Origin of the sequence: Jeotgalicoccus psychrophilus DSM 19085, from assembly GCF_000425845.1 — a bacterium.
Taxonomy (GTDB): Bacteria; Bacillota; Bacilli; order Staphylococcales; family Salinicoccaceae; genus Jeotgalicoccus; species Jeotgalicoccus psychrophilus.
On record NZ_KE384463.1, the window covers coordinates 1 to 25,214 of the forward strand.

General features: G+C 38.9%; 23 protein-coding genes and 7 tRNA genes. 21 read left to right on the top strand and 9 right to left on the bottom strand.

Annotated elements, in window-relative coordinates; all coding sequences use genetic code 11:
• Positions 1 to 326 precede the first annotated feature (326 nt).
• Positions 327 to 1,001: a hypothetical protein gene (locus H625_RS0108795; protein WP_026859574.1), complete on the bottom strand. Its 675-nt coding sequence runs from the start codon at positions 999 to 1,001 to the stop codon at positions 327 to 329.
• Positions 1,002 to 1,227: 226 nt separating this feature from the next.
• Between H625_RS0108795 and H625_RS0108800 the strand changes: the two genes are divergently transcribed.
• Entirely contained in the window at positions 1,228 to 1,485 is a 258-nt protein-coding gene (locus H625_RS0108800; protein WP_026859575.1) for a hypothetical protein, read from the top strand.
• A 68-nt stretch (positions 1,486 to 1,553) separates the two neighbouring features.
• On the opposite strand, the gene H625_RS0108805 is transcribed toward H625_RS0108800, so the two are convergent.
• Positions 1,554 to 2,273: a sulfite exporter TauE/SafE family protein gene (locus tag H625_RS0108805; RefSeq protein ID WP_026859576.1), complete on the bottom strand. Its 720-nt coding sequence runs from the start codon at positions 2,271 to 2,273 to the stop codon at positions 1,554 to 1,556.
• 50 nt (positions 2,274 to 2,323) lie between these two features.
• Positions 2,324 to 3,367 (bottom strand): C45 family autoproteolytic acyltransferase/hydrolase, encoded by a 1,044-nt coding sequence (locus tag H625_RS0108810; RefSeq protein ID WP_026859577.1) that lies wholly within the window; start codon positions 3,365 to 3,367, stop codon positions 2,324 to 2,326.
• A gap of 292 nt (positions 3,368 to 3,659) precedes the next feature.
• On the opposite strand from H625_RS0108810, the gene H625_RS0108815 reads away from it, so the two are divergent.
• Both H625_RS0108815 and H625_RS0108820 read left to right on the top strand, forming a co-directional pair.
• On the top strand, positions 3,660 to 4,397 hold the full coding sequence (locus tag H625_RS0108815; protein WP_026859578.1) for a deoxynucleoside kinase: 738 nt from the start codon (positions 3,660 to 3,662) through the stop codon (positions 4,395 to 4,397).
• Positions 4,398 to 4,564: 167 nt separating this feature from the next.
• Positions 4,565 to 4,765, top strand: coding sequence for a cold-shock protein (locus H625_RS0108820; protein ID WP_026859579.1), 201 nt, complete (start codon positions 4,565 to 4,567; stop codon positions 4,763 to 4,765).
• A gap of 80 nt (positions 4,766 to 4,845) precedes the next feature.
• Here H625_RS0108820 and H625_RS0108825 read toward each other — a convergent pair whose 3' ends face one another.
• Together H625_RS0108825 and H625_RS0108830 are read right to left on the bottom strand one after the other, a co-directional pair.
• A complete protein-coding gene (locus H625_RS0108825) occupies positions 4,846 to 5,289 on the bottom strand; it encodes a PH domain-containing protein (protein ID WP_026859580.1) in 444 nt (147 codons plus the stop codon).
• Positions 5,290 to 5,518: 229 nt separating this feature from the next.
• The gene (locus tag H625_RS0108830) at positions 5,519 to 6,382 is read right to left on the bottom strand and encodes a VOC family protein (protein WP_026859581.1); all 864 of its coding nucleotides are present in this window, start codon (positions 6,380 to 6,382) and stop codon (positions 5,519 to 5,521) included.
• A 128-nt stretch (positions 6,383 to 6,510) separates the two neighbouring features.
• Between H625_RS0108830 and H625_RS0108835 the strand changes: the two genes are divergently transcribed.
• Positions 6,511 to 6,840 (top strand): winged helix-turn-helix transcriptional regulator, encoded by a 330-nt coding sequence (locus H625_RS0108835; protein WP_026859582.1) that lies wholly within the window; start codon positions 6,511 to 6,513, stop codon positions 6,838 to 6,840.
• Between the two features lie 40 nt (positions 6,841 to 6,880).
• On the opposite strand, the gene H625_RS12895 is transcribed toward H625_RS0108835, so the two are convergent.
• A complete protein-coding gene (locus H625_RS12895) occupies positions 6,881 to 7,447 on the bottom strand; it encodes a thermonuclease family protein (protein WP_051239041.1) in 567 nt (188 codons plus the stop codon).
• A gap of 129 nt (positions 7,448 to 7,576) precedes the next feature.
• Here H625_RS12895 and H625_RS0108845 point away from each other — a divergent pair, with 129 nt between their 5' ends.
• Positions 7,577 to 8,308, top strand: a complete 732-nt coding sequence (locus H625_RS0108845) for a MerR family transcriptional regulator (protein WP_026859583.1) — start codon at positions 7,577 to 7,579, stop codon at positions 8,306 to 8,308.
• Positions 8,309 to 8,328: 20 nt separating this feature from the next.
• Here H625_RS0108845 and H625_RS0108850 read toward each other — a convergent pair whose 3' ends face one another.
• Positions 8,329 to 9,855, bottom strand: coding sequence for an FAD-dependent oxidoreductase (locus H625_RS0108850; protein WP_026859584.1), 1,527 nt, complete (start codon positions 9,853 to 9,855; stop codon positions 8,329 to 8,331).
• Positions 9,856 to 10,035: 180 nt separating this feature from the next.
• Between H625_RS0108850 and H625_RS0108855 the strand changes: the two genes are divergently transcribed.
• The 7 genes from H625_RS0108855 to H625_RS0108885 all read left to right on the top strand — a co-directional run bounded on the left by H625_RS0108855 (position 10,036) and on the right by H625_RS0108885 (position 10,680).
• A tRNA-Met gene (locus tag H625_RS0108855) sits at positions 10,036 to 10,107 on the top strand.
• Between the two features lie 25 nt (positions 10,108 to 10,132).
• Positions 10,133 to 10,208 (top strand) — tRNA-Asp (locus tag H625_RS0108860).
• A 21-nt stretch (positions 10,209 to 10,229) separates the two neighbouring features.
• Positions 10,230 to 10,302: transfer RNA gene (locus H625_RS0108865), tRNA-Phe, on the top strand.
• A 19-nt stretch (positions 10,303 to 10,321) separates the two neighbouring features.
• Positions 10,322 to 10,395 (top strand) — tRNA-Gly (locus tag H625_RS0108870).
• A gap of 12 nt (positions 10,396 to 10,407) precedes the next feature.
• Positions 10,408 to 10,482, top strand: a tRNA-Asn gene (locus H625_RS0108875).
• Position 10,483: 1 nt separating this feature from the next.
• Positions 10,484 to 10,555, top strand: a tRNA-Glu gene (locus H625_RS0108880).
• Between the two features lie 38 nt (positions 10,556 to 10,593).
• Positions 10,594 to 10,680: transfer RNA gene (locus H625_RS0108885), tRNA-Ser, on the top strand.
• A 56-nt stretch (positions 10,681 to 10,736) separates the two neighbouring features.
• Here the strand turns inward: H625_RS0108885 and H625_RS0108890 are convergent.
• On the bottom strand, positions 10,737 to 11,798 hold the full coding sequence (locus H625_RS0108890; protein ID WP_026859585.1) for a nitric oxide synthase oxygenase: 1,062 nt from the start codon (positions 11,796 to 11,798) through the stop codon (positions 10,737 to 10,739).
• Between the two features lie 537 nt (positions 11,799 to 12,335).
• Here H625_RS0108890 and H625_RS0108895 point away from each other — a divergent pair.
• The 8 genes from H625_RS0108895 (at position 12,336) to H625_RS0108930 (ending at position 23,368) form a co-directional block, all read left to right on the top strand.
• Positions 12,336 to 13,748, top strand: coding sequence for a DHA2 family efflux MFS transporter permease subunit (locus tag H625_RS0108895; protein WP_026859586.1), 1,413 nt, complete (start codon positions 12,336 to 12,338; stop codon positions 13,746 to 13,748).
• 428 nt (positions 13,749 to 14,176) lie between these two features.
• Complete coding sequence (gene fadX / locus H625_RS0108900; RefSeq protein ID WP_026859587.1) at positions 14,177 to 15,742, top strand: fatty acid degradation protein FadX; 1,566 nt, start codon at positions 14,177 to 14,179, stop codon at positions 15,740 to 15,742.
• A 17-nt stretch (positions 15,743 to 15,759) separates the two neighbouring features.
• Positions 15,760 to 17,271, top strand: a complete 1,512-nt coding sequence (gene fadD / locus H625_RS0108905; RefSeq protein ID WP_026859588.1) for a long-chain-fatty-acid--CoA ligase FadD — start codon at positions 15,760 to 15,762, stop codon at positions 17,269 to 17,271.
• Between the two features lie 51 nt (positions 17,272 to 17,322).
• Positions 17,323 to 18,528 (top strand): acyl-CoA dehydrogenase FadE, encoded by a 1,206-nt coding sequence (gene fadE / locus H625_RS0108910; protein ID WP_026859589.1) that lies wholly within the window; start codon positions 17,323 to 17,325, stop codon positions 18,526 to 18,528.
• Positions 18,529 to 18,578: 50 nt separating this feature from the next.
• Complete coding sequence (gene fadB / locus H625_RS0108915; protein WP_026859590.1) at positions 18,579 to 20,837, top strand: 3-hydroxyacyl-CoA dehydrogenase/crotonase FadB; 2,259 nt, start codon at positions 18,579 to 18,581, stop codon at positions 20,835 to 20,837.
• 33 nt (positions 20,838 to 20,870) lie between these two features.
• Positions 20,871 to 22,055 (top strand): thiolase family protein, encoded by a 1,185-nt coding sequence (locus tag H625_RS0108920; protein WP_026859591.1) that lies wholly within the window; start codon positions 20,871 to 20,873, stop codon positions 22,053 to 22,055.
• A gap of 193 nt (positions 22,056 to 22,248) precedes the next feature.
• Positions 22,249 to 22,860 carry a GNAT family N-acetyltransferase gene (locus H625_RS0108925; RefSeq protein WP_245573127.1) on the top strand — a complete coding sequence of 204 codons (612 nt, stop codon included), beginning with the start codon at positions 22,249 to 22,251 and terminating at the stop codon, positions 22,858 to 22,860.
• A 97-nt stretch (positions 22,861 to 22,957) separates the two neighbouring features.
• Complete coding sequence (locus H625_RS0108930; RefSeq protein WP_026859593.1) at positions 22,958 to 23,368, top strand: FixH family protein; 411 nt, start codon at positions 22,958 to 22,960, stop codon at positions 23,366 to 23,368.
• Positions 23,369 to 23,406: 38 nt separating this feature from the next.
• Here H625_RS0108930 and H625_RS0108935 read toward each other — a convergent pair whose 3' ends face one another.
• A complete protein-coding gene (locus H625_RS0108935) occupies positions 23,407 to 24,354 on the bottom strand; it encodes an arsenic resistance protein (protein ID WP_026859594.1) in 948 nt (315 codons plus the stop codon).
• 218 nt (positions 24,355 to 24,572) lie between these two features.
• Here H625_RS0108935 and H625_RS0108945 point away from each other — a divergent pair, with 218 nt between their 5' ends.
• The gene (locus tag H625_RS0108945; RefSeq protein ID WP_026859595.1) at positions 24,573 to 25,040 is read left to right on the top strand and encodes a hypothetical protein; all 468 of its coding nucleotides are present in this window, start codon (positions 24,573 to 24,575) and stop codon (positions 25,038 to 25,040) included.
• Positions 25,041 to 25,214: the final 174 nt, after the last annotated feature.

Sequence of the window (25,214 nt, forward strand, 5' to 3'; positions counted from 1 at the left end):
ACACATTAACAGGATAATGTAACCCCTTGATTTAACTGGATAATATTTATATAGAAATTAAGGAAAAACGAGATTTGAGATTCTCTCCATCTCCGTTAATACTAACTAATAAACCCCGTTAATCAGCGGTAAACGCTGATTAACGGGGTTTTGTTGTTTTTTGCATTTAATATCTAAAGTGATTAAAAATGAGTAGGGTTGGCAAAGGTCTGTCAATATCTCAGTTGTCATTGTCAGCCTGTCAATTTGATATACTATCTGGCATTTTATCTAATATACTTAAGGCGTTCATTTCATCAGAATCGTATGTTTCTTCAAATAGGTGATTAATTAAGTAAATTTAATTCTGCGTCATCGAGTATACCGCTGTCGTGAATACTCTCAAGATGCGTATCGATCTTCGCTTCGTCTTCCATCATGATCATCTTATCCAGGAATGCACTTTCAGTATCTTCTTTAGAGAGTACCATATCACCGTAAAGGACACCTTGTACGATAACTAAGTCCCATTTCGTTGAGTCCGGCTGTTGATACCACAACGTCATGACTGGTGTGCCGTCCGGGTCTTCACCAATCAGCTCCGCGGCGAATATCACTTCGCTCTCAGGATCTTCGTTAAACCCGGTCATACGCAGTCGCCCGCGTTCTGAAAACTCTTCGCTGTGCGAGACATCTGCGATATGCGCAAATCGTGCTTCGACTTCACCTTCACCGTAATCGACAATCATTGAATTATGATCTAACGCTTCGATGAGGTCCGCATGGACGAGCTTGCCGTTATGTTCTGTTGAGAATATCGCCATCACACCCTCGTCTGATTCTTCGTTCACTAATACGACAGGGTCGCCCGGTTTAGGGTTCTCGTTCACCGCAACGTCTTCTGTCTCTGTCTCATCTTCTGCTTCAACTGACGCATTAACTTCCTCGTCTACGGGTGCGTCCTCCTCACTACTGCAAGCTGCGAATAATAATACCGTACCTAACAATAATAATTTCTTCATTAGTATTTCCTCCTAATTAATTTCTATTTTTAATTAAATATAGCAACACTGTCATATATAGGCAATAAGCTTCTATAACAGATATTGATAAAAATGTTTTCTACTATTCTCCCTTATCAAAAATTAGTCTGTTTCTACTTCTTTTTGGTTGTGAATTTTTTTAAAATCTTCACTTTAGAATCATCGAAGGTGGTATGATTAATTCATATGAAAGAGGAGGAACCATGTGAAAAACATCTTAAGTTTAATTAATTCGAGATACTGGGTAGTCTTAGAGTCTACGGACGATGAGATCACTTTTTCTACAGAGCGACACGAATACACTATATCCAAACGCCCGATTCTCGGTTATCGTTTAACCATCGCATCTTTTAACAGCATCGATCGCGATGAGACAATTTTTAAAGATGAAGATGATCTAATTTCATTTATAAAATCTAATAAGCCAATCTGGGAAGAGAAGGTTGTTAAACCTCTTATTTAATACACCAGGTTACTGCTCATATAAATAAACAGCCGCCTGAGACAGGCTGCTGTTTTTTGTTCACATTTTTAAATACTCGTAATCAGCAAATATATTCCAGTAAATATCAAAATTACATATGTAATATTTAAGAATACTTTCTGAGTAATTTTTTTGAACACCATCTGTCCGATAACTACGCCTAAAAAGAGCGCAGGGAGGGCAAGAGCGGATGATAGCCATATTTCTGTGTTCGTCCCGCCGAATGTTATTTGCATGATTAAGCTTGCTGTATATGCGAATAGATAGAAGGCAAGTGTTGTACTGCGTAATATAGTTTTATCAATTCTTGCACCTGAAAAATACAGCAGCAGGGGCGGTCCTGGTACGCCGATGCTTGTAGTCAGCAGTCCTGACAGCCCGCCAACTGTATAGTCTTTAATTCCTGTTCTCTTTACCGTAAAATTACTGATTAAGAGTAGAGTCAAAATAAGCACAATAATCCCGACACTGAGTTTAATAAATTCTGTATCCATATGCAGGTATATAAGAATTCCGGCAAAGAGTCCAATCGGACTGCCGTATATTAATTTTTTAAGCAGTTCTAAATCAATTTCTGTGCGTATTTTATAAATCATCACCGATGATAAACAAATTGAAAGTATAATGTTAATCTGAATTGCTTCATGAAATGGAAACACCATCAGCAGAAAGGGCGTGCCGACAATTGAGAAGCCGTAACCGGTGCTTGTCTGCAATGACGAAGCCATGATGACGATGAGAAATAATATAAGAAGTTCTGTGTTCAAAAATAATCACCGGCCCATTTAATATTGAATGTTTACACTGTATTAACAGCTCATTTCATATTAACAAAAGGCTTGTCAAAGTCCAGCTCACCTTTGATCTTCGTAATATTAATATCTTTCCCCTGCAGCCATTTATTAAAATCAAAAATAACTGGTTTCCTGTTCAGGCCAATAACAAATAATGCTTTTAATTCTTTCGGCATATAGACCGATGTATGAATTGTTCCTGCTGATGCATCGTATTTGGTTGATGCAATACCTTCATTAAGACTGTTCATGATTTTAAAGGCTTCATACGGTTTACTCGTATTTTGCTGCTTGTTCATGATGTTTTGTTCACGCTGAAGTGATTCTTCCTGTCTGTAGCGGTTTTCTTCCTGCAGCATATGGAAGTGATTTGTACATATATTAGACTGTCTGACAGCGACATTTCTCGGTGAGGCTTCTATCACATAAGGAATGCCTCTCGAATCCTGTACGACATAGCTGAACGAATGCCTGTGGGGTATGTCTTTCAGCAGTGCGACTGCTTCATCAGTATTTGCACATGTTTCCAGAACAAGCCTTGCAATCATACTGCACATAAATCCGTCTGCAGATTTTTTAGTGTGAGTGAAGTTATAACCGATAACGAGACCTTTCTCATTCATACCGTCAATACGTCCTGTGATCTGCATCGTCGGACCCATAAAAGCGTAGCCTCGATCTGTCGGCTGATAAAATATATAACGTCCTTCGTAACCGCGGGGATGGCTGTCGTAATTCCGGACGAAAAAATCATTGCCGGTAAAAATAGAACAGCCGCTCCGTGTCAGCTCCAAATAATAACCGCCGAACTTTTTAAATGCTTCTGTGATATCGAGTTCCAGTGCATCGGCAAGTCCTTGAATTTCATCCAGTACTTGAGGGGCAATCTTCCGCAGCATATTCATAGACGTCTCAGGGTCAACGATAAAATGACGATTCTCTCTTTTGCGCCATTGTCTTTCACGATTCGGTAAAATGGGGGAGTTTTTCAACTGCTGTCCCTGTAAATAGCCGAAGTCGTAATGAGTACCCCTGAACTGAAACACATCGCTGTAGTATGATTTCATATTACTTTCTCCCTTTATTCATAGTATGACCAGTGTATTATGAAATGCCTAAAGGCTGGAAATTTAATGCTTGATGCCAGCTAAGAGATGAGTAATTTTACTTATATAGTAGAAAATAAAGGACACTTTTAAAACGATTAGAGCAAAAAGTGACATGGAACGATAATTGCCAAAATTAAGTGGTAGTTTTATACTATTTTTCTGGTAAAATAGTGAAGGCTTAATTTTGATTAAACAAAGAAATATATCAATTATATAAGTAAAGAAAAAAACTATAAATTTGGTGAAAAAAATGATCCATGGAAAAGGTGACGGTATATTGATTACATTAGCAGGAACAATTGGTGCAGGTAAAACAGAATGGGGTAAAGTCATAGCGAAACATTTTGAAGTGGAATTGCTGGAAGAGAAAGTAGACGGCAATCCATTCTTGGCAAAATATTATGACGAGCCGGAAAGATACAGTTTCCACCTTCAGGTGTTTTTCCTTAATCACAGATTCAAAGCGATTAAAAAAGCAATGGCACATCCTAACTCAGTGCTGGACCGTTCTATTTATGAAGATGCGATGATCTTTGCGAGACTTCAGTATGAAAACGGCTCAATGGATGAAGCGGAATACGAAACGTATTTAGATCTGCACGAGAACATGATGGAAGAACTGAATGATTTATATAAACAGCAGGTGCTGTTTAAGAAATCACCGGACTTGATGGTTATGGTTCACGGGTCACTTGAAGAAGTTATAAGAAGAATTAAAAGACGCGGCAGAGACTTTGAACAGATTGAAGGTAACCCTGGTCTATACAAATACTATCAGGACCTCTATAACATGTACGAAAACGAATTCCTGACTGAGTACAACAGCAAGGGAATTTCACCTGTTTACGTCATTGATATAGATAAGATGGATTTATATAACCCTGAGGATGTTAAAACTGTTCTTACAGGAATTGAAGAAACCCTTAAAAGAGACAGAGGTTTCGTACATCCGGAAGAACTGGAAGAGAGTCCAGAAAAAAATATATAAAAAGAATTCCACAAACAGTTGACTTTTACACATAAACCCTGTATTATCTTAAGAGTAGTTCTTAATCAACAAATATTTTAATTGTTTCATTCGTTTGAAAAACTCTTAAAATTTTTACATTAACAATTGCAAATATTTAAGTGCAAAAGCACTAGGAGGTTTTTTCTATGAACGAAGGAACAGTAAAATGGTTTAACTCAGAAAAAGGATTTGGATTTATCGAACAGGAAGCTGGAGACGACGTATTCGTACACTTCTCTGCTATCCAAGCTGATGGTTACAAATCATTAGAAGAAGGACAAAAAGTTAACTTTGAAATCGAAGAAGGACAACGTGGCCCACAAGCTACTAACGTCACTACGGTTTAATATAAGCTTTCAAAAGACAGCCTCGGCTGTCTTTTTTTTATGCAAAAAATAAAAATCTGCACTGATCAGCTACAGATTTTCTATATATCTTGATATTGTGCATGACTTGCACGTTTTTTTAGTTCTTCTATAAATATATCTTTATTCTGAGGAGATATTTTCACGCTGCCTAAACCGATACTTCTGGAATGAATCTCGAGACCATCTTTAGAGGTCATTACACGGTAACCCGAAATAAAATTTGCAGTAGGATGTACTTTATAAATATCCCTGTACGGAATTTTGCTGCCAAACAGTATGGATTTTACATGCAGATAATCATCATAGAAAATATATCTGGTATTAAATGTCATTAAAATAAGCAGAAGAATTGCAGGAAGAGTAGCTGCAAGAACTATAGAAACAGACCAAAAGTCTAAAGGCCCGTCGAGAAAGAATGGAAAAAATCCGATAATTGCTAACACAGCAATTGAGATGACCATCATTATACTGAAGGGCAGATCAATTTTTGATTTAAAAGTCATGCTGACGCCTCATTTCTCAGTTAGTCTTATAAGTGTATCAAAAAATAAGAAAAGCCACACCCTGGGTCTGGGTATGGCTTTATAAATGTGAGTACATTAGATTTAAGTAGCTGAAAATGATTTTTATTAATAAGAGGGGGCCTATTAATTCTAATTGATAATCATTTTCAATTACTAATATACAATACTTATTGAGAATGAGTCAACCCTAATTGAGAATCTCTTTCAATTAATTGTGACTTTTGTGTGTCTGCATTCTAATGTGATTGCCGGAAGGGTCCAGTGTCAGTGTGTAGCCATCTTCTTTTTCAGTTGTGAAACCAAGAGCTGTAAGTCTTGATACAGCATCGTTCAACGCTTCATCTGACGGATAAATTACAGTATAGTAATCCAGGCCGATACTGCCTTTTTCAGGTGCTGGTGCCCCGAGACCGTTCCAAACGTTTGCTGCAATATGGTGGTGATATTTCTCAGTTGCCATAAATAGCGCCTGCCCGCCGAAGTTGAGAATCACTTCAAAGCCAAGGCCTTCTGTATAAAACTCATCAGTCTTTTGAAGTTCACTGACATGAAGGTGAATGTGTCCCATTATTGTATCTTTCGGTAATCCTTTAAAGTTTGCAGGATCCGGTCTGTCTTTCAGCAGGTCCTCAGCATTCAGCGGGTCAGTAACCATGTGTACCTGACCGTCATTCCAAATCCAGTGTTCAGGCTCTCTGTCGATATAAATCTCAATGCCGTTGCCGTCTGGATCATCTAAATAGAGTGCTTCACTTACGTGATGATCTGCTGAGCCTAAAGGTATTCTCTTTGCAGCCAGGTGCATTGTAATCAGTGCAAGGTCTTCTCTTGTCGGCAGCAGCAGCGCGAAGTGATATAGTCCTGCAGCACGCGGGTGTGTGCGTTCTTTATCGACCTGGTTTAAAATAAGCAGAATATTTTCTCCGTCTGCAGTCAGTTCAGCACGTGTACCGTCCTGTTCTTTTACAGATAAGCCGATTGTATTAGTATAGAACTCTACAGAACGATTAAGATCTTTTATATTTAATGATACTGTTTCTACATATGTTGCGTTATTATTATGAAATGTCATAGTAATCCTCCTAATTGGTAACTTAATGTAACTTAGTATACAATGACTATGTAGTTATGGCAAGTAATTAATTTTACTTTTAATATATACTTTTTTATGCTATTATATTTTAATAAGGAGTGGTGTAAATGTCCAAGAATGAAATGTGCCCACGCTTTGAAAAAGCGGTAAATATATTAAGTCAAAGATGGACTGCTCTGCTTATTTATCAAATGCTGGATGGTAATTCCAGATTCGGTGAAATTCAGGCAGCAACCGGTGTCAGCGGCAAAGTATTATCAGATCGTCTGAAAAGCATGGAACAGGAAGGCCTTATCAACCGTGAAGTTATTCCGGAAACGCCTGTTGTTATTAAATATACTTTAACAGAAAAAGGTCATTCACTTGAACCTGTGTTAAAAGATATTGAGAAATGGTCGCAGAACTGGATAGAGTCTGATAGCAAAGTAGAAGCATAAAAGTAAAAACTGGGAATCCTCAATCAGGGTTCCCAGTTTTTTATTGTGCTGACCACATTCCAGCGCCTTCATTTTTAGCTTCCTGTTCAGCTTCTTTCAGCAGGTCCTCATATTTATCGTTTGGGGGATGCACATAATCTACAGAAGCGAGTCCTTCCTGAACGAGTACTTCATTAACCATCTCATCATCTGCATATACATACGCCAAGTAACGGTCATAGTGGTCTTTTTCTTCTTCATCGAATTCCACTGTAATCGTGTCAGCATTATCAAGCAGTTCCTGAGTTCTTTCAAATGCTTCTTGTGCGTACGGCTCATCCTGCTCGCCGTCTCTGCCGATTTCCGGCGTATTAATAATTAAGTATCTGAAGCTCTCAGAACTGCCATTGTAGTTAAAACGTGTCGTATCACCATCGATGTGCTGATCCACTGTGACTTCATTATCGGCAGTTGTTTCCTGTTCAGTATCTTCACCGGCGAAATTATCATTATAGACAGTTACACCGATAAATAATAACAGTATTACAATCATCCCGGGGAGTCCCAATTTTTTTAAATGTCTCGGACGGATAAATTTATTATTTTTTCTGTTGTCTTGCTGTGCCATTGATTATCATCCTCTTTTAGTAAATATTAATTCTATCTTATAGTTTATACCCTGTTAAAACAATAATAAAATTGACGTTGACTATAACGTAACGTCATCGTTTATACTCGAAATTAAGAGGTGAGGGATATGAAAATTAAAGAACTGGCAGACATTGCAGGTGTGAGCGTCAGAACGCTGCATCATTACGATGAAATCGGATTGCTGACACCTGATACAAATAAAGTAAATGGCTACCGTGATTATGCAGATACAGATATTTCAAGACTGCAGCAAATACTTTTTTTCAGACAGCTGAATTTTAAACTTACGCAGATTAAAGAAATTCTGGACAGTCCGTATTATGATAAAACAGAAGCACTGCAGATACAAAAAAGTATCATTTTAAAGGAGCAGTCGAGACTAAATAGTATACTGAAACTGATAGATAAAACAATCAGCAGTGAAAAAGGAGAGATGATGATGACAAATAAAGAGAAATTTGAAGGTGTGGATTTTTCGCACAATCCCTATGAAGAAGAAGCGAAAGAGAAATGGGGGAGTGATGCAGTTGATAAATCTAAGCGAAACTTAAAAAAGACGGGAACAAAAGAAGCGGAACGGAGATTCAATGAAATTTATACAGAACTAGCCAATGTCAGACATCTGGAACCAGAATCAGAGGATGCTCAACAGCAAATTCATGAGTGGTATGAATTTCTAAATGAAATAGGGGACTATTCTCCAGAAATGTTTAAAGGTCTTGGAGATATGTATGTCGAAGACGAGAGATTCACTAAAAATATAAATAAATTTGGAGACGGACTAGCTCAATTTATGCAGCAGGCAATGAGTATTTACTATGAAAATCATAAAAAATAATCCCCGGAAAGGGGATTATTTTATTTGGATGGTCTGATTTCAGAATCAAGATTATCCGTGGCAGGACCTTCGATAACTTTTCCTGTGTAATTGAATCTGGATCCGTGGCAGGCGCAGTCCCAAGTCTTGTCATCATTATTCCAGCCTAAACTGCAGCCCATATGAGTACAGCGGTTAGATACGACGTAATAGTTATCTTCATCACGATAGACACCTTTTTTAGACATTCCATCTTTTGCAACTGTACCTTCACCTTTTTCCAGATGCAGGTCATCCAGATTCGGATGAGATTCAGCCATGTTCTTTATTTCTGATTCTGCAACATGGAACGGATTGGTCAGGTGCTGTTTTAACTGCTGAAAAGTGCCTTTTTTACGGCCGGGATCAAGCATTTCTTTATACATGTTATCTTTATCTTCTATTAAATCACTGATTATCAGAGAGGAAAGTACGCCGTTTGTCATACCGTATTTATTGAAACCTGATGCGACAAAATAGTGCTTATCCTGCTTATTGAAATGACCGATGAAAGGCAGGGAGTCGGCAGTCATTAAATCCTGTGCGCGGTATGCATACAAAGTATCCTTGTTTGCAGTTTTCTGTCCTGCGTAATGTTCGAGCTTAGACAGCTGCATAGCCATATCGTTTTCTTCATATGAACCGTGTCCGAGTCCGCCAAAGAGAAGTACCGGTAATGCACTATCGGGTTTCACAACGTTTCTAATAGATAAGCCGGCACCGTCATGACCGCTCATTGAAAGATGCTCCGGTATTGGCGTGGATGTTTCTGCGACGAGACCGTAGCCGTAACTGATTTTAAAACTGTTAAAGTAAAAGTTTTCAATATCGAGGAATGGAAAGTGTGTCGCGATAATCAAATACTCAAAATCTATACTATGATTATTTACTGTCGTAAGAGTATTGCCGTCAGCGCTTTTAGCACGTGTATGTTCATATATCGTTACATTTAAATCTTCAAGCACTTCAATAATTCCTTGTAAAAACTTAAGAGGGTGGAATTCAGCCTGGTTCTTCATAATAAGTTCTCCGGCTGTTTCAAATGGAAGGTCATGTTCATTTGTTGTCAGGTGACCGTCAATTGAAAGTTCCTTATATACTTTTTCTTCTTTTTTAAGATCTTTCAATGATTTTTCGTGCTCGGCATAAATTACGCTGTCCACACGTTTAAAATCACAATCAATATTATATTTTTTAACAATACTTTCGATTTCGTTAATTGCACTCATTTGAGATTCGTAATATAACTGTGCTGTGTTAGCATCCTTCTGGCTTTTCAACTGACTGTAAATGAGACCCTGCTGTGCAGTTATTCTTGCAGTTGTATTAGCTGTAGTTCCGCCGACCAGTTCATTGCCTTCAATTAATGTTACTTCATATCCTCTGACAGCGAGCTGGTAAGCGTTCATTAAACCGCTGATGCCGCCGCCGGCTATAAGTATATGGGAAGTTATATTTTCCTTGAGTTCAGGATATTTTGGAAGCTCAACGGAAGCTGACCAGTACGATTGATTAACATCATTGCTCATAGAATCCCTCCTGAAATAATATATAATACCCTTACCCTAAAAAAGAGAACTCAGCTGTTAAACTTCAATAATTAAGAAAGTGTAAATTTGTTATATGAAAATGGTTAAAAAGACTTGAAATATTCATCTTAAACCTATAGTATATATAACAGACATTAAATATATGTTAAATAATATTGGCGCGGGATGGAGCAGTGGTAGCTCGTCGGGCTCATAACCCGGAGGTCGAAGGTTCGAATCCTTCTCCCGCAATTTTTTTATTTTAATACATAAGAGTGGTCCCGTGGTGTAGCGGTTAACATGCCTGCCTGTCACGCAGGAGATCGCGGGTTCGATTCCCGTCGGGACCGCCATTTTTAAATTTTATATAGCATGGCTCAGTAGCTCAGTTGGTAGAGCATGTGATTGAAGCTCACAGTGTCGGCGGTTCGATTCCGTCCTGAGCCATATTTTATTAATTACCTTTGCGGGTATAGTTAAATGGTATAACCTCAGCCTTCCAAGCTGATGTTGTCGGTTCGATCCCGTCTACCCGCTCCATTTTTTTATTATTCCACAGTAGCTCAGTGGTAGAGCTATCGGCTGTTAACCGATCGGTCGTAGGTTCGAGTCCTACCTGTGGAGCCATGGCCCGTTGGTCAAGCGGTTAAGACACCGCCCTTTCACGGCGGTAACACGGGTTCGAGTCCCGTACGGGTCATACTCAGAAGTGTAATCGCACTTCTGTTTTTTTATTCAGGACAGTTGGCCGAGCGGCTGAAGGCGCACGCTTGGAAAGCGTGTAAACGTTAACTCGTTTCAAGGGTTCGAATCCCTTACTGTCTGTCATATAATTAACCCCCTTTAGTCTAAGCATTACTGACTAAAGGGGGTTTTACTGTTTAATTATGAAACGGACAGCCGCTCTCTTTTTTTCTGTAAAGCAGGTTTGGAGATTTTACAGTGTCTTTAAATCCTTTATGATAATTATGGGTCAGTGAAGGGGACAGAGGGGGAGCAAGCCAGCTCCATTTTCCTGTAACTTCTCTGCCTTCCTTGTGTTCTCTTTTCTCAAATTGCTGGAATTGTTTGGAGGCAGTGATGTGGTCAACAATTGAGACACCGCTGTTTTTAAAAGAATGGTAGACAGCGTAGTTAAACTCGACTAATGCCCTGTCTCTCCAGTAAGTCGATGTTTTTGAAGTATCTAAATGAAATGCTTCGGCAATATCTTTTAATTTATTGTACCGGTACTCATCAGTAAAGTTTCTGACACCGATTTCCGTTTCCATATACCAGCCGTTAAATGGGGCAGTATGATAAAACAATCCGCCAATTTCTAAATCCATATTGGAAATAATCGGTACAGCATACCATCTGAGACCAAGTTTCTCTAAATCAGGATACTGGTCATGAGTGATAGAGATTTCTTTAATAATTGATTGAGGATATTCATAATATTTCATTTCTTCCTCATTAACACTGTACATTAAAGGTAATATATTAAAATCATTTTCTTCCTTAATCCATCCTAAGCTTGCCGCGAGTGAAGTGCTTTCAACAGATTTAGGATCACCTGCATTTCTGTAGCCCGCGTACCTTAAAAGCTGTTCATTATATATTTTAAGATCATTAGAGAATATTGAAATAAGCGGAATAATCTTTCCATCATTCGTAGCGTGCTCAATATGATTATTAATCGAAGTGATGAAGTCATCTTCATTGTTTATATGCCTTAAATCACGTACTTCTAATTTATCCCAGAAAAATCTGCCGATGCACCTGTTGGAATTACGCCATGCTATTTTAGCGCCGTAAGTTAATTCTTCAGCAGTATGAGTATATGTGCCGCTTTCATTAATTTCATTCTCAATCTGTTTAAAGCGGCTGTTCATTTCAGATGAATTTAACCCCAGCTCATGATGCATCTCTCGAATGAATTTCTTTGCTTTTGTCAACAGCATCCATTTCACCTCTATGTAAAATTTTTCTCTCATATACTATTTTACATTAACTAAAGAGTGAAAAGGGATGGTTAAGTGTATGTAAATCGACATTATTTTGTCTTCTGCTTATTAAAGCTTGTATAATTAAATGATTTTTCTCGTAATTATTTTTATTTTTAACGTTAAAGGTATTGAAAAAAATCGGGTCTTCCTATCAAATGTTAATAAAACGCTATAAACCTTGTGCTAACGGCGTTTGAAATGAAGTGAAAACTAAAATAAAAAAATGCAATCGTTTACATTAAGAGTGGGATTTTAAACAATTATTTTAAACTTTATTTTACTGGAAATAATTTCAAAAAAATTGTCTGAAATATGTATTTGATAAATATAAAATGAAAATTTCATTAGAAATTCTCAGGAGAAATTTGATATAGTTTTTAACAGACTAATTATATTCACTTAAAGTACCGTAATAACTTTTACTAACTGTTTTTATGTATTTTTGAAAAAATGATTAAGTCAAAAATTATATAAGGATAGGAAGTTAGAAATATGGAATCACATTTACAAGTTAAAAACCCAAAATTAATGGCTGCAGTTTTAATGATTGGGTCTTTCATCGGTTTATTCGGTGAAACTGCATTAAATATGGCTTTGACAAATATTATGGAAGATTTTTCTATAAGTGCAAGCTCAGCGCAGTGGCTGACTACCGGCTACTTATTAGTATTAGCAATCCTAGTACCGCTGTCATCATATCTGGTACGCTGGTTTACGACACGCCAGCTCGTCACTGGTGCGATAATCATTTCTACAATAGGCGCATTGCTCGCGGCAATTGCCCCAAGTTTTTCAATTTTACTTATAGGGCGTTTAATTCAAGCCGTCGGCACAGGCGTTTTCCTGCCTCTGATGTTCAGTGTTGTATTAATGATTTTCCCTATGAATAAACGCGGAGCTGTAATGGGGATTGTTGGTTTAGTAATTACTGCAGGTCCTGCACTCGGACCAACGATAAGCGGACTGATTATCAGTGCATCAAGCTGGCATTTTATTTTTGTAGTGATGATGATACTAAATATTATTTTACTGGTAATAGGTGCACCTAAAATGCAAAATGTCTCGAATATTACAAAACCGAAAATTGATATATTATCGTTACTGTTATCTACTGTTTCTTTCGGCGGAATTGTATTTGCATTAGCGACACTGGCAGAATTGCCTTTATCAGACGTGACAGTCTGGCTGCCGCTTGTTCTCGGTTTACTATCATTGATTTTATTTACAATTCGTCAGTTTAAAATGAAAGAGCCGATGATTAACTTAAGCGTATTTAAATATCCGATGTTTACACTGGGCACAGTCCTAATGTTCGCAACACTATTTATTATTTTATCAGTTGCGATTTTAATTCCGCTTTATTTAAAGAGTGTCTTAGCTTATACAGCAATTGCTGCAGGACTGCTTATGCTGCCTGCGAATGCTTTAAATATTATCATGTCACCAGTCGTTGGGTCTAACTTCGATAAGGTAGGTGCACGCATATTTACACGCATTGGATTTACTCTTATTACAATTAGTGCAATTATATTTATAGTCATTCTTTCAGCAACTACACCAGTATGGCAAGTAGTAGTGGCTCTATGTATTCTGTTCCTCGGTGTCTCGATGACAATTATGCCTGCTCAGACAAATGCGATGAACCAGCTTCCTCAGGAGCTGTATGCAGATGGCTCAGCTGCGATGAATACATTAACTCAGGTTGCCGGTGCCGCCGGTACAGCAATTGCAATTACATTATTTACTGCCGGGCAGAATCGTTATATTGCAGAGTTTGGTGCTGCTAATCCTGTAGATTTTCTTGCACACGGTATTAACTACGCTTTTTATGCTGTATTAATTACAGGTGTGATTGGTTTAATAGGATCTATATTTATTAAAAACAGCCGTCCATTAGTTAAATAATATTTACTCCCTGTGTTTCAGCAGTTAAAGCTGAATCACAGGTTTTTTAATTTTCATGTCAAAATAATTTTACTGCCGTAAAAAAGAAAGTGGACGGACCAATTTATGGTACTTGGCCATTTTTTGACATTAAAGTCAAGTCATAATTATTTCATATTGAAGAAAGTAATATTTTCTGAATATTAATCTTAGGTAAATAGTTTAAAACGTTATTATATCAATGGTATCAGCACTTACAGACTTATTAATAGTACCTGGTATTAACAGTTAGTGTGAAATTATATAATGTAAAATTTTAAAAAATAATGAAATGAAATCGTTTACAATTTAAAAGCGTGGTGGTACATTTGAAAAAGTGAAGGGGATAAATAAAGAAAGGGTTATATGCAAAAGATTAACTGAATATAACTATGTCGGGAGAATAGAATATGGAGATTATTTCATATAAGGATTTAAGAAATATTATTAAAAGCGGTGATGTTATTTCAATAGCTGCTCTGTCCACGGGGAACTTACCGATGGAAGTGCTGAAATATCTGGCAGAGCAGTATGATGAAGATGGAAAAACTGACAATTTAACTTTTGTTGTGTCGAATGATATCAGTGATTTTGATGACGGCTTTGACCTTGATTCATTCGTCTCACGCGGCATGGTTAAAAGAATTATTGCCAGTCTCGTGATTGCTTCTCCTGTAACGGTTGAAGCGATTAAAAACAATGAAATTGAAGCATATTTTCTACCGCAGGGTATTATCGCAACGTCATACCGGGAACAGGCTTCTTCTTCGCCGGGGATGATTTCCAAAATCGGTTTGAATACGGTTGTTGATCCGAGAATGTCCGGCGGGAAAGTTAACGATGCTACTCGTGATGATTTAGTTTCTTTAATAGAGATTAATAAGGAACAGTATTTGTATTATGACTTTCCAAAAATTGATGTGGCTTTATTAAGAGGTACATTCGCCGATGAGAACGGGAATATTTATATGACTCACGAATCGCATCTTGGTGAAGGTTTCAGTGCAGCTTCTGCTGCAAGACAAAACGGAGGCAAGGTAATCGTTCAAGTAAAAGAGCTAATTGAAAAGGGGAGTTTCAATCCGCGCGATGTATTTATACCATCGGAGCTTGTCGATTATATTGTAGTAAACAAAAATCCAAAATATCATAAGCAGGTGATACAGACATACTACGATCCCGCTTTATCCGGCCATCACAGAATTTCACAGAGTAAGGAAAAGTTTTTAGAGTTTAGTTCCAGAAAAATAATTTTACGGCGTTCGGCCCAGTTTTTAAAGCCCGGTCATACAGTCAGTATCGGTTACGGGATTAATAATGAGCTATCCAATGTACTGCGTGAAGAAGGTGCTGAGAATCTTGTCAAATTGAACATCGATACCGGTATATTCGGGGGAATGATCGGCAGCGGAAATCACTTTGGCATGAACTATAATCTGGATGCAAGAATGCGCCATGATATGACATGGGACTTTATATTTAACGGGGGACTCGATATCGCATTTCTCAGCTTTGCTGAAATCGACAGTTCCGGCAACGTCAACGTCTCGAAGTTCGGAGACAGAATGAACGGCAGCGGCGGTTTTATCGATATCAGCCAGACAGTAAAAACGTTAATATTCTCAGGTACGATGGTCGTCGGGAGCGACTCGCATTGTGAGAATAATGAACTGATTATCGATTCAGAAGGGCATTCCAAGAAGTTCGTCCGAAGTGTTCAGAGTATGGATTTCAATGCAGAGTATTCAAGGGAGCTTGGTCAAAATGTCTACTACGTCACAGAGCGTGCAGTATTTCAGCTGACTGACAGGGGAATGGAACTGATTGAAATTGCTCCGGGACTTGATCTCGAAAGAGATATTTTATCTCAGATGGATTTTAAGCCTTTAGTGTCTAAAGATTTAACAGAAATAAGCAGTGAAATATTTCAGGAAAGCTGGGGGCAATTGACTCAGTCAATTAAAAATAATCATTAACAAAGGGGAAGATGTAAATGAATTATGATTGGATTAAAACAAGATCGGACTATGATGAAGTAAAAGCGGCAATTATTGACCCTGCGAAAGGAACACAGTGGTCTTATCAGGATTTAAATACACGTGCTGAAAACCTGGCGAATTATTTGCAGGAACAAGGTATTAAACGCGGAGATGTTGTAGGGATTTTTGCACCGAATGATGTGGCAATCTTTGACCTTTTATTTGCTTCATTCAAGATGGGTGCTGTCTACCTTCCGATTAACTGGCGCTTAAAACCGAAAGAGATACAGAGTATCATTGCAGATTCGGGAGTTAAAATGATTTTCTACTCGCTGCGACATAAAGAAAGCTTAACCGGGACTCCTGAAGAACTGCTTCACATGGATATCGACTCACCGGAGTACGATGAAATCTGTAATCCGGCTCAGCATCGTCCGTTTGAAACTGTTGATGTCGAAAGCGAAGATCTTGCTTCACTGATGTACACAAGCGGCACAACAGGGATGCCAAAAGGAGTAATGTTTACGTACGAATCATTTGTTGCGAATATTATTAATGCAGCCCTGACGTACAAAGTGACCGGAGATCAGACAACGATTATTTCGACACCGACGTTCCACGTCCTTGGCTTGAATGATACGGCACTGCCTTTAATTATGGCTGGGGGCACGCTTGTGCTTCACCGTTACTTTGATGGTGCAGAGCTGAACGATCTGATGAGCAAATTTAAACCGGATTATCTGATTATGATTCCAACGATGTATTACGGCATGTTGGTTGCAGATAATTTTAATATAAAAAACTTTGAAAACATTAAATATCTGATCCAGGGCGGATCTTCACCGCTGCCTGCTGTACAGAAGAAATTTGAAAGTATGGGGCACACGCTGATTAACGGATACGGTCTGACAGAAGCACCGCTTACTATGGTAAACACGCCTCATAATTCGAAAGTAAAACCGATGAGCATCGGGAAATCAATTATGTACGTTGAAAGCAAGCTGCTTGATGATGACGGTAATGAGGTCGAAGTCGGGGAAATCGGTGAACTGGCAGTTAAAGGGAAAAATGTTACACCGGGTTATTGGAACAAACCGGAAGAAACAGCCAAAGTATTTAAGAACGGCTACTTCCTTACAGGCGACCTTGCTAAAAAAGATGAAGACGGTGATATCTTTATCGTCAACCGCAAGAAAGAGTTAATTATTACCGGCGGTGAAAACGTCCTGCCTTCAGAAGTTGAAGCGGCACTGTCTGAACATCCGATTGTACGTACAGCTATTGTTGTGGGTTATGACAGTCCTGAGTACGGCGAATCAGTTTCTGCGGCGATTGTACTGACAGAAGAAACAGAGAACTTCGAAGAGATTCTTGATAAACACGTCAGAGCACGTATTGCAGGGTATAAAATTCCGAGGATGTATATGGAAATGAAAGATATTCCATTAAACTCTACTGCGAAACCGGATAAACTGGAAATTCAGCGTTTAATGAATGAGAAAGCAAAAGAAAACGGTGTAGCTTAAAAATTTTAACTTTATTTGAAAGCGTTATCATATAAGGCGGAGGGAAATACTATGACAGAAAAAGACCAAATACTGAAAGAATTATATCCGGAGGATATTTTAAATAATGCTAAGGAACTTACTGAAGGGGAAGTTAAATTTCTAAAACAGCTGGACGATCTGCTTGAATCCAAATATCGTGATTCAATTAACAATCACTGGGCAAATGCAACAGTTCCTGAAGACTTCTTCGACGATATGGGGAAATTGAACTATTTTAGAAATCCGTTGTTATTTGAAGGCCGTGAAGGTGCAAAAACTCCGAGCCAGCTGTTCCAGTTCTTTATGTCATATACAATCGCACGTTTCGACGTATCACTGGTAACAATTCTTGGTGTACACCAGGGGCTTGGACACAATGCCTTTTTATTCGGCGGTTCAAAAGAGCAGATTGCTAAATATGTGCCAAAACTTCAGTCTCACGAACTCAGAACGTGTTTTGCACTGACTGAGCCGGATCACGGTTCCGACGTTGCAGGCGGTCTTGAAACAACGGCTAAATTCGACGGAGAAAACTGGATTATTAACGGTGCGAAAAAATGGATCGGCGGAGCAAATGTCTCCGATGTTATTCCTCTGTTTGCAGTAGATGTAGAAACAGGGAAGCCGAAAGGATTCATTATCCGTCCTGAACAGGATGGCGTAGAAATCGATGTAATCGAAAATAAAATTGCATTAAGAATTATACCGAATACTAATATTCGTTTAGATAATGTAGTCGTGAAAGAAGAAGATAGACTGCAGAATATTAACAGCTTTAAAGACATTGCCAAAATCCTCTACTCTACTCGTGCAGGTGTATCATACATGGCAACTGGTGCGATGGCCGGAGCGCTTCGTGCAACGCTTGATTACGTTACACAGCGTAAACAATTCGGAAAAGAAATAAGCAAGTATCAGCTGATTCAGGAAAAACTTGCGATGATGCAGGGGAACCTTTCACACGCAATAGCAATGTCAGCACAGCTTGCGCGTATGCAGGAAAACGGCGAGTACGATGAAGTGGCAACATCAACAGCGAAGATGATGAATGCGTTACGACTGCGGGAATCAGTAGCAATGGGACGCGGAATTCACGGCGGCAACGGTATTCTGGCAGAGTATGATATTGCGAGATTCTTCTCCGATGCTGAAGCTGTCTACACTTATGAGGGCACGCACGAAATAAATGCACTGGTAATCGGCAGAGCGCTAACAGGCGATTCAGCATTTATTTAAAGACAAAGTGTATGAAAAGTATAAAGATAAAATAATTTGGAGGGTTTTTCATGACGATAAGAAAAGCGACCGTGCTTGGCGGGGGAGTGATGGGCAGCCAGATTGCTGCCCTGCTCGTTAATGCAGGCTTAAAAGTAAAAATACTTGATATAGCAATTGATAAAAAAGATCCAAACAAAATTTCGAGAAAATCTTTTGAAATGATTACGGATAAAAAACGTCCGCAACTGTTTGATTTAAACTTTGCTCCAAATTTAACATACGGCAACTTTGAAGAAGATCTGCAGGGTCAAGACGACTCAGATATTTATATCGAAGCGGTTAAAGAAGAGCTGGAGATTAAACACAGCGTATGGAAGCAAGTTAAAGCAGTGGCGAAGGATAATGCATTATTTGCAACGAATACTTCAGGGATTCCGATTGAATATATTGCGAAAGTTTTCAATAAAGAAGAACGCCAAAGATTTTTCGGCATGCACTTTTTCAATCCGCCGCGTATTATGAAACTGGTTGAAATTATTCCTCTGAAAGATACAGCTGAAGAATCAGTAAAAGCAGCTCAGGATTTTGCAGAAAGCAAGCTTGGTAAAGGTGTGATTGTTGCCAATGATGTACCTGGTTTTGTCGCTAACCGTGTCGGTACACAAACGATGAACGATATTATGCACCGTGCAGAAGAAGCGGGAATATCAATTTCCGACACTGATGCATTGACGGGGAGAAGCATCGGCCGTCCAAGTACCGGAACTTACGGCTTAAGTGATTTAGTTGGTATCGACATTGCAGTCACTGTAACTAAAGGAATGCAGAAAGTACCGGGCGAAGAGAAGTTCTTCAGCAGTACAAAAGTTGCTGAAAAATTAGTTGAAGCGGGAGCACTCGGCAGAAAAACTAAACAGGGATTTTATAAAAAAGAGAAGAATAAAATTCTCGTATTTAATCCCGAAACAAGTGACTATGTTGAACAGTCAAAACCGCAGTTTCCAATACTCGGCAAGTTCAGCAAAGATTTAACAGCAAATATGGATGTTATTTTTAATGCTGACGACAAAGCAGGATTATTCATGTGGGAAACGATGAGGAACAATTTCTATTATTCAGCATTGAATGTTCCTAAAGCAGCATCGGACTATAAAGATATAGACCGTGCACTTGTCTGGGGCTTTAATTGGAAACAAGGGCCGTTCCAGCTGTGGGATATGATGGGCTTCAGTCGAGTTAAAAACCGTATGAAAGAAGAACTCGGAAAACTGCCTGAATGGATTGAAGAACGCACTCAGCCTTTTTACGAAGAAGGCGAATCGATCGAGCGCGTGACACCGGTAAGTGAATTAATCGACAGTGAAATCTGGAACCGGGAAGACTCAAATCTATCGGTTGTTAATACGGATCAGCTGCTGTTAAAACTGCAGAGCAATAACAATATAATTTCTGACGGGTTTTCGAAAGATTTAGTTGAGGCTGTTGATTTGCTGGAGACGGAAGATTTTTCAAGTATGGTCTTATATGCCGACGGCAGAAACTTCAGTGTCGGAGCAAATCTGTATATGATGAAAAAATCTCACGAAATGAAAAAGGTCGAAGAATTAGTCGGACCGGCAATCGACCAGCTGCACAACAGTTTCAACCGTATGAAGTATTCACTTAAACCGATAGTAACAGCAGTTCAGGGTAAAGCACTCGGCGGAGGCTGTGAGTTAGTACTTCATTCACCATTCGTCGTAGCTGCGAGTGAAACTTATATCGGTATGGTTGAAGCGGGTGTCGGCCTCTTACCGAGCGGCGGCGGACTTGCTGAAATGTCGGATCGTATATTAAGTACAAATCATAAACACGATGATAAGCAGCAGTCGATGTCTGAAGTGCTGACAAATATCGGAATGGCAAAAGTATCGACAAACGCTTATGAGGCGAAGAGATATGGTTATTTAAGAGATACTGACTCCATTATTCTAAATGTTGAGCAGCGTGTTGAAGCTGCATTAAATAAAGCGCGTCTCGAATCGGAAATGAACTATATTCCTAAACCTGCAGGAAAGTACATTGCTCTCGGCAGTGACTTTAAAGCACTTGCAGAAGGAATGCTGGACGCTCAGCGTCTTGGTAACTTTATCAGTGACCACGATTACGAAATTACATTGAAAATGGCAGAAGTATTATCGGGCGGGGATATACCGCGTAACACGTATGTTAATCAGCGATATTTACAAAAACTCGAAAGAGAGAGATTTTTAGATCTCCTGCAGAACGAGAAAACATATGCACGTATCAGTCATATGCTTGAAACGGGCAAACCGCTACGTAATTAGTAACACGTACAAACAGAGAAAGGATGAAGTTAAATGCAGGATGCATATATAGTAGCTTACGGAAGATCTGCTGCCGCGAGAGCAAAAGGCGGCGCGATGTTCCACGACAGACCAGATGAGGTGGCAGCACAGGTTCTTAAAGGTGTACTTGGCCGTGTCGACGGTAAATTCAGCCCTGAAATGGTTGAAGACGTTATTGTCGGTAACTCATTCCCGGAAGGATTACAGGGTCAGAATATAGCACGGTCAATCGCACTGCTTGCAGGCATGCCGAATGAAGTACCGGGTCAGACGGTAAATCGTTACTGTTCATCAGGACTGCAGACGATTGCAATGGCGGCAAACCAGATTATGGCAAGTCAGGCAGACGTGCTGGTTGCAGGGGGAGTTGAATTAATGAGTGCTGTCCCGATGGGCGGTAATGAGCCAACGAACAGCCCGGTGCTGCAGGATAAAGACTCAGGTGTGTCATATCCGATGGGACTGACTGCTGAAATGGTTGCAAAAGAGTTCAAAGTATCAAGAGAAGACCAGGATGCTTATGCAGTGCAAAGCCACCAGCGGGCGAAGGCAGCACTGGATGCCGGAAGATTTGAAGATGAAATTATTCCGGTTGAAGTGAATAAAGTGGATTATAACGAAGAAGGACCGGTTGTTACGAAAGGTGAATATAAAACTGACGAACATATCCGTCCGGATACAAATATGGAAGGACTGGCGAAGCTTAGAACAGTATTTAAAGCGGATGGTACTGTTACAGCTGGTACTTCAGCACCGCTGACAGACGGTGCAGGATTTGTTGTGATGATGTCGGGTGATAAGGTGAAAGAACTTGGAGTAACACCAATCGCACGCTTTGTCGGCTTTAAAGCAGTCGGTGTGGATCCTAAAATTATGGGAATCGGTCCGGCATATGCAATACCGGAAGTACTTGAGCAGGCTGGATTATCAGTAGAAGACATGGACTTAATTGAACTGAATGAAGCATTCGCCTCACAAACAGTAGCGTCGATTAGAAAAGCGGGGCTGGATATTGAAAAAACGAATGTGAACGGCGGAGCAATATCACTTGGTCATCCGCTCGGAGCATCAGGTGCAATGCTGACAGCGAGACTGCTTGCTGAAATGAAGCGCAGACCGGAATCGAAATACGGTATGGTAACAATGTGTATCGGTGTCGGTATGGGTGCAGCAGGAATATTCGAATATGTAAGATAATTAGCGTTAAGTAAAAGTCTAATAATTGTTAATATCAACTCCCCATCAAATTAATTTGATGGGGAGTTGATATATTTTATATAATATAAATTTTGAGGGGATATCTCCTATCATTTTATGTAAACTGTACAATTTATTTATCTATTTATATAATTAATAAATACTAATCTTAAACAAAACAGGGGGAATATGTTTGGAATTACATAATGGAGAATTTAAAATAGTAAAAGCAGATGAAACAGATCTTGATGTAAGGGAACAGATGGGACAGATATTTGCCGATGGATTTTCACAGTGGCTGAATTTTTTCTCAAAAGATAAACAGGTTATTGCGAAAGCATTTCAGCATATGTTTGTGCTCGATAAATTTTATGTAGCTGTTATAGATGGTGAAGTTGCCGGAGTCACTGCTTGTACGAAAAGAAATTATTCATCAGTAAAATTAAATAAAAAAGAACTGAGAAAACATTTAGGCTTATATAAAGGTGCTCTTGCCGGATTACTTTTAAAGAAACCATTTGAAAAGTATCACGAGAATCTTCTTGAAAATACAGGAGCTATAGAGTTTGTCGGAACAGCGCGAAATTTCCAAGGGAGAGGTGTCGCGTCTCTGCTTATTCAACATATTATTGAAAATACGCCTTACGATAATTTTATTATTGACGATGTTGCTGATACGAATATTCCTGCAATTAAACTGTATGAAAAACTTGGATTCGAAGAGTATGACAGAACAGAGATGCCCGGTGCATCTGCTAAAAATAATGGGATGAACTACCTGGTATCATTCAAATATATGAATTAATTTATTCGTATGTTGTCACTAAAGGAACTTAAAATATACACGAATGTATAAACAGGTCTGATAAAATAAGTGCATATATAATTTTGGGAGGATTTTTATGAAGAAGTTACTTTTACTGTCAGGCCTGACTTTGGCACTCGCTGCATGCGGCAATGGAACTGAAGAAGCACAAAGCGAAGAAACTCACGAACCGGCCGAAGAGAGCGCCGAACACCACCATGAGCATGTACTGGATATTAATCTGACTGTTGATAATGAAGCAGATCCTTCAGTAATCAGTGTTGAGCTGCTGAAAGAAGATGAAGCATACGAAGCGGACCGCGTCCGTTTTGAAGTGCAGGAACCTGAAACAGAAGAAATTACATGGCTGAATGCTGAACATCAGGGTGACGGGTTTTATACTGCAAAAACAGCAGAAGTTGAACCTGGAGAGTACAGTATCACAGCTCACATCAATGGGCCTGAAGACCTGCATGAACATACAGATGATATTTTTGAAATAGAATAATTTTAAGAAAACACTCAGCCCGTTAAGCTGAGTGCTTTTTATTTGATCAGTTTTGGTATAAATTTTATATAAAATAACTCGCCGACTAATTCGGTAATCGTCTGGGTAACGATAACTGCCGAAGCGATTACACCCCATTCTCCCGGGAGTGCTAACGCAAGCGGCAATACAACGAGTGAATTTCTCGTGCCGGCACTGAAGGCAAGTGCACGTCCGGCATGTGGTTTTAATTTAAATATTGAGGCAATCAATTTAGAAATAAACGGTGTAATAATCAAATACAGAATATAAATTGGAATGATAGTTAAAATAATACTCAGGTCATTATAAACTTTACCGATTTGTGCTGCGACAACTGTAAACAAGACAGCCGCCATCAGTAATTCGGGAAGCTTACCGGTAAGTTTCAACAACGATTTACCGGCTGCTGTGTTTTTAGCAAGCAGCTGTGTAATAACTGCTAGTATCAGCGGCAGTACAATAAGCAAAAGGAACGACTCAATAAACGGCCCGATACTAATAATTGCTGAAATATCCGTGCTGATAAATAGCGTCAGATACACGGGTAGTAATAGTATTTGGATGATAAATAACAGCGGTGTTGATGCTAAAACTAATTTTTCATCACCTTGACCAAGCTTAGTAAAAGGAATAACGTAATCGATGCATGGTGTTAAGAGAACGAGACAAACGCCTAGTAAAATTGCAGGATGCAGCGGGAATAGTATAATTAAAACCCATACGACTATTGGCACAACAATAAAATTAGCGATTAACAGAGCGATTATAAACTTAGTATTGGACAAAGCTTCACGTAAATTTAAAAATGGAATTTGCGCAAACATGACATACATCAGCAGTGCAATGAGCGGGGAAATCAATGGAGCTAAAATACTGCCGATATTTACATTTAACAGCCCGATAATACCGCCAGTTATAATTACAATGGCATATATTAATATTTGATTATCTTTAATTGTTTTCAATTTGAACCTCGCTTATAGATTATTTATTCTTGTCTACTGAAAGTAAAATCGAAATGCCTAATATGATGAAAAGAATAAAGGAAATTCCGATACCGCTTAAGATTTCAATCATAAAATCGACTCCTTAACAAAGTCTTTTTAATATAACATAATTGTTTTTATCGTACATGTAATGATAAAATTATATAAATGAAATTAATTAGAGAGTTGGAAAAGATATGGATCCATTATCAGTCTGGATAGAAATAGTTGTCATATTGGCGTTATTTATCGTGGCAATCGCCGGTCTCGGTATTTACTTTTCGAGAAAACGTGCAGAGGTCATGACGACTCAGCCGCTTTTAATGATTGACGAAGTCGGCTGGAGAAATGACGACCGCGGAGAGTACATGATGTTCCGAGTTGAGAACAAAAATGATAACCCGTTTCAAATTGAGAAAGTCTATATTAAAGGTTATGACTTTACGACAAAATATCACTACATAAAAGATGAAATTGAAAATGATGTAGTGATTCTGAAATTTTACATGCAGCCAGATCAGACGATGAACTTCCGTATTCGTATTTTATACAGAGACTTCAATAACAAAGGTCATATTATGATGTCTGTCCGCATGGATATGGAAGGCGGGGAACTGACGTACGAAGCAGAAGGTACGAAGTTTATCCTGACGAAAACGAAATAATGAATTGTAAGCCGTCCTGTTCAACTTAAGGACGGCTTATTTTATGTCGGGACCTCGATGAGTTTATTTCATCGGAATCCTGGAGGATTCGGAGTTCAATGAGCTCGTTTCATCGGTATCCTGGAGGTTTCGGAGTCCTATGAGTTTATTTCATCGGAATCCTGAGAGTTTCGG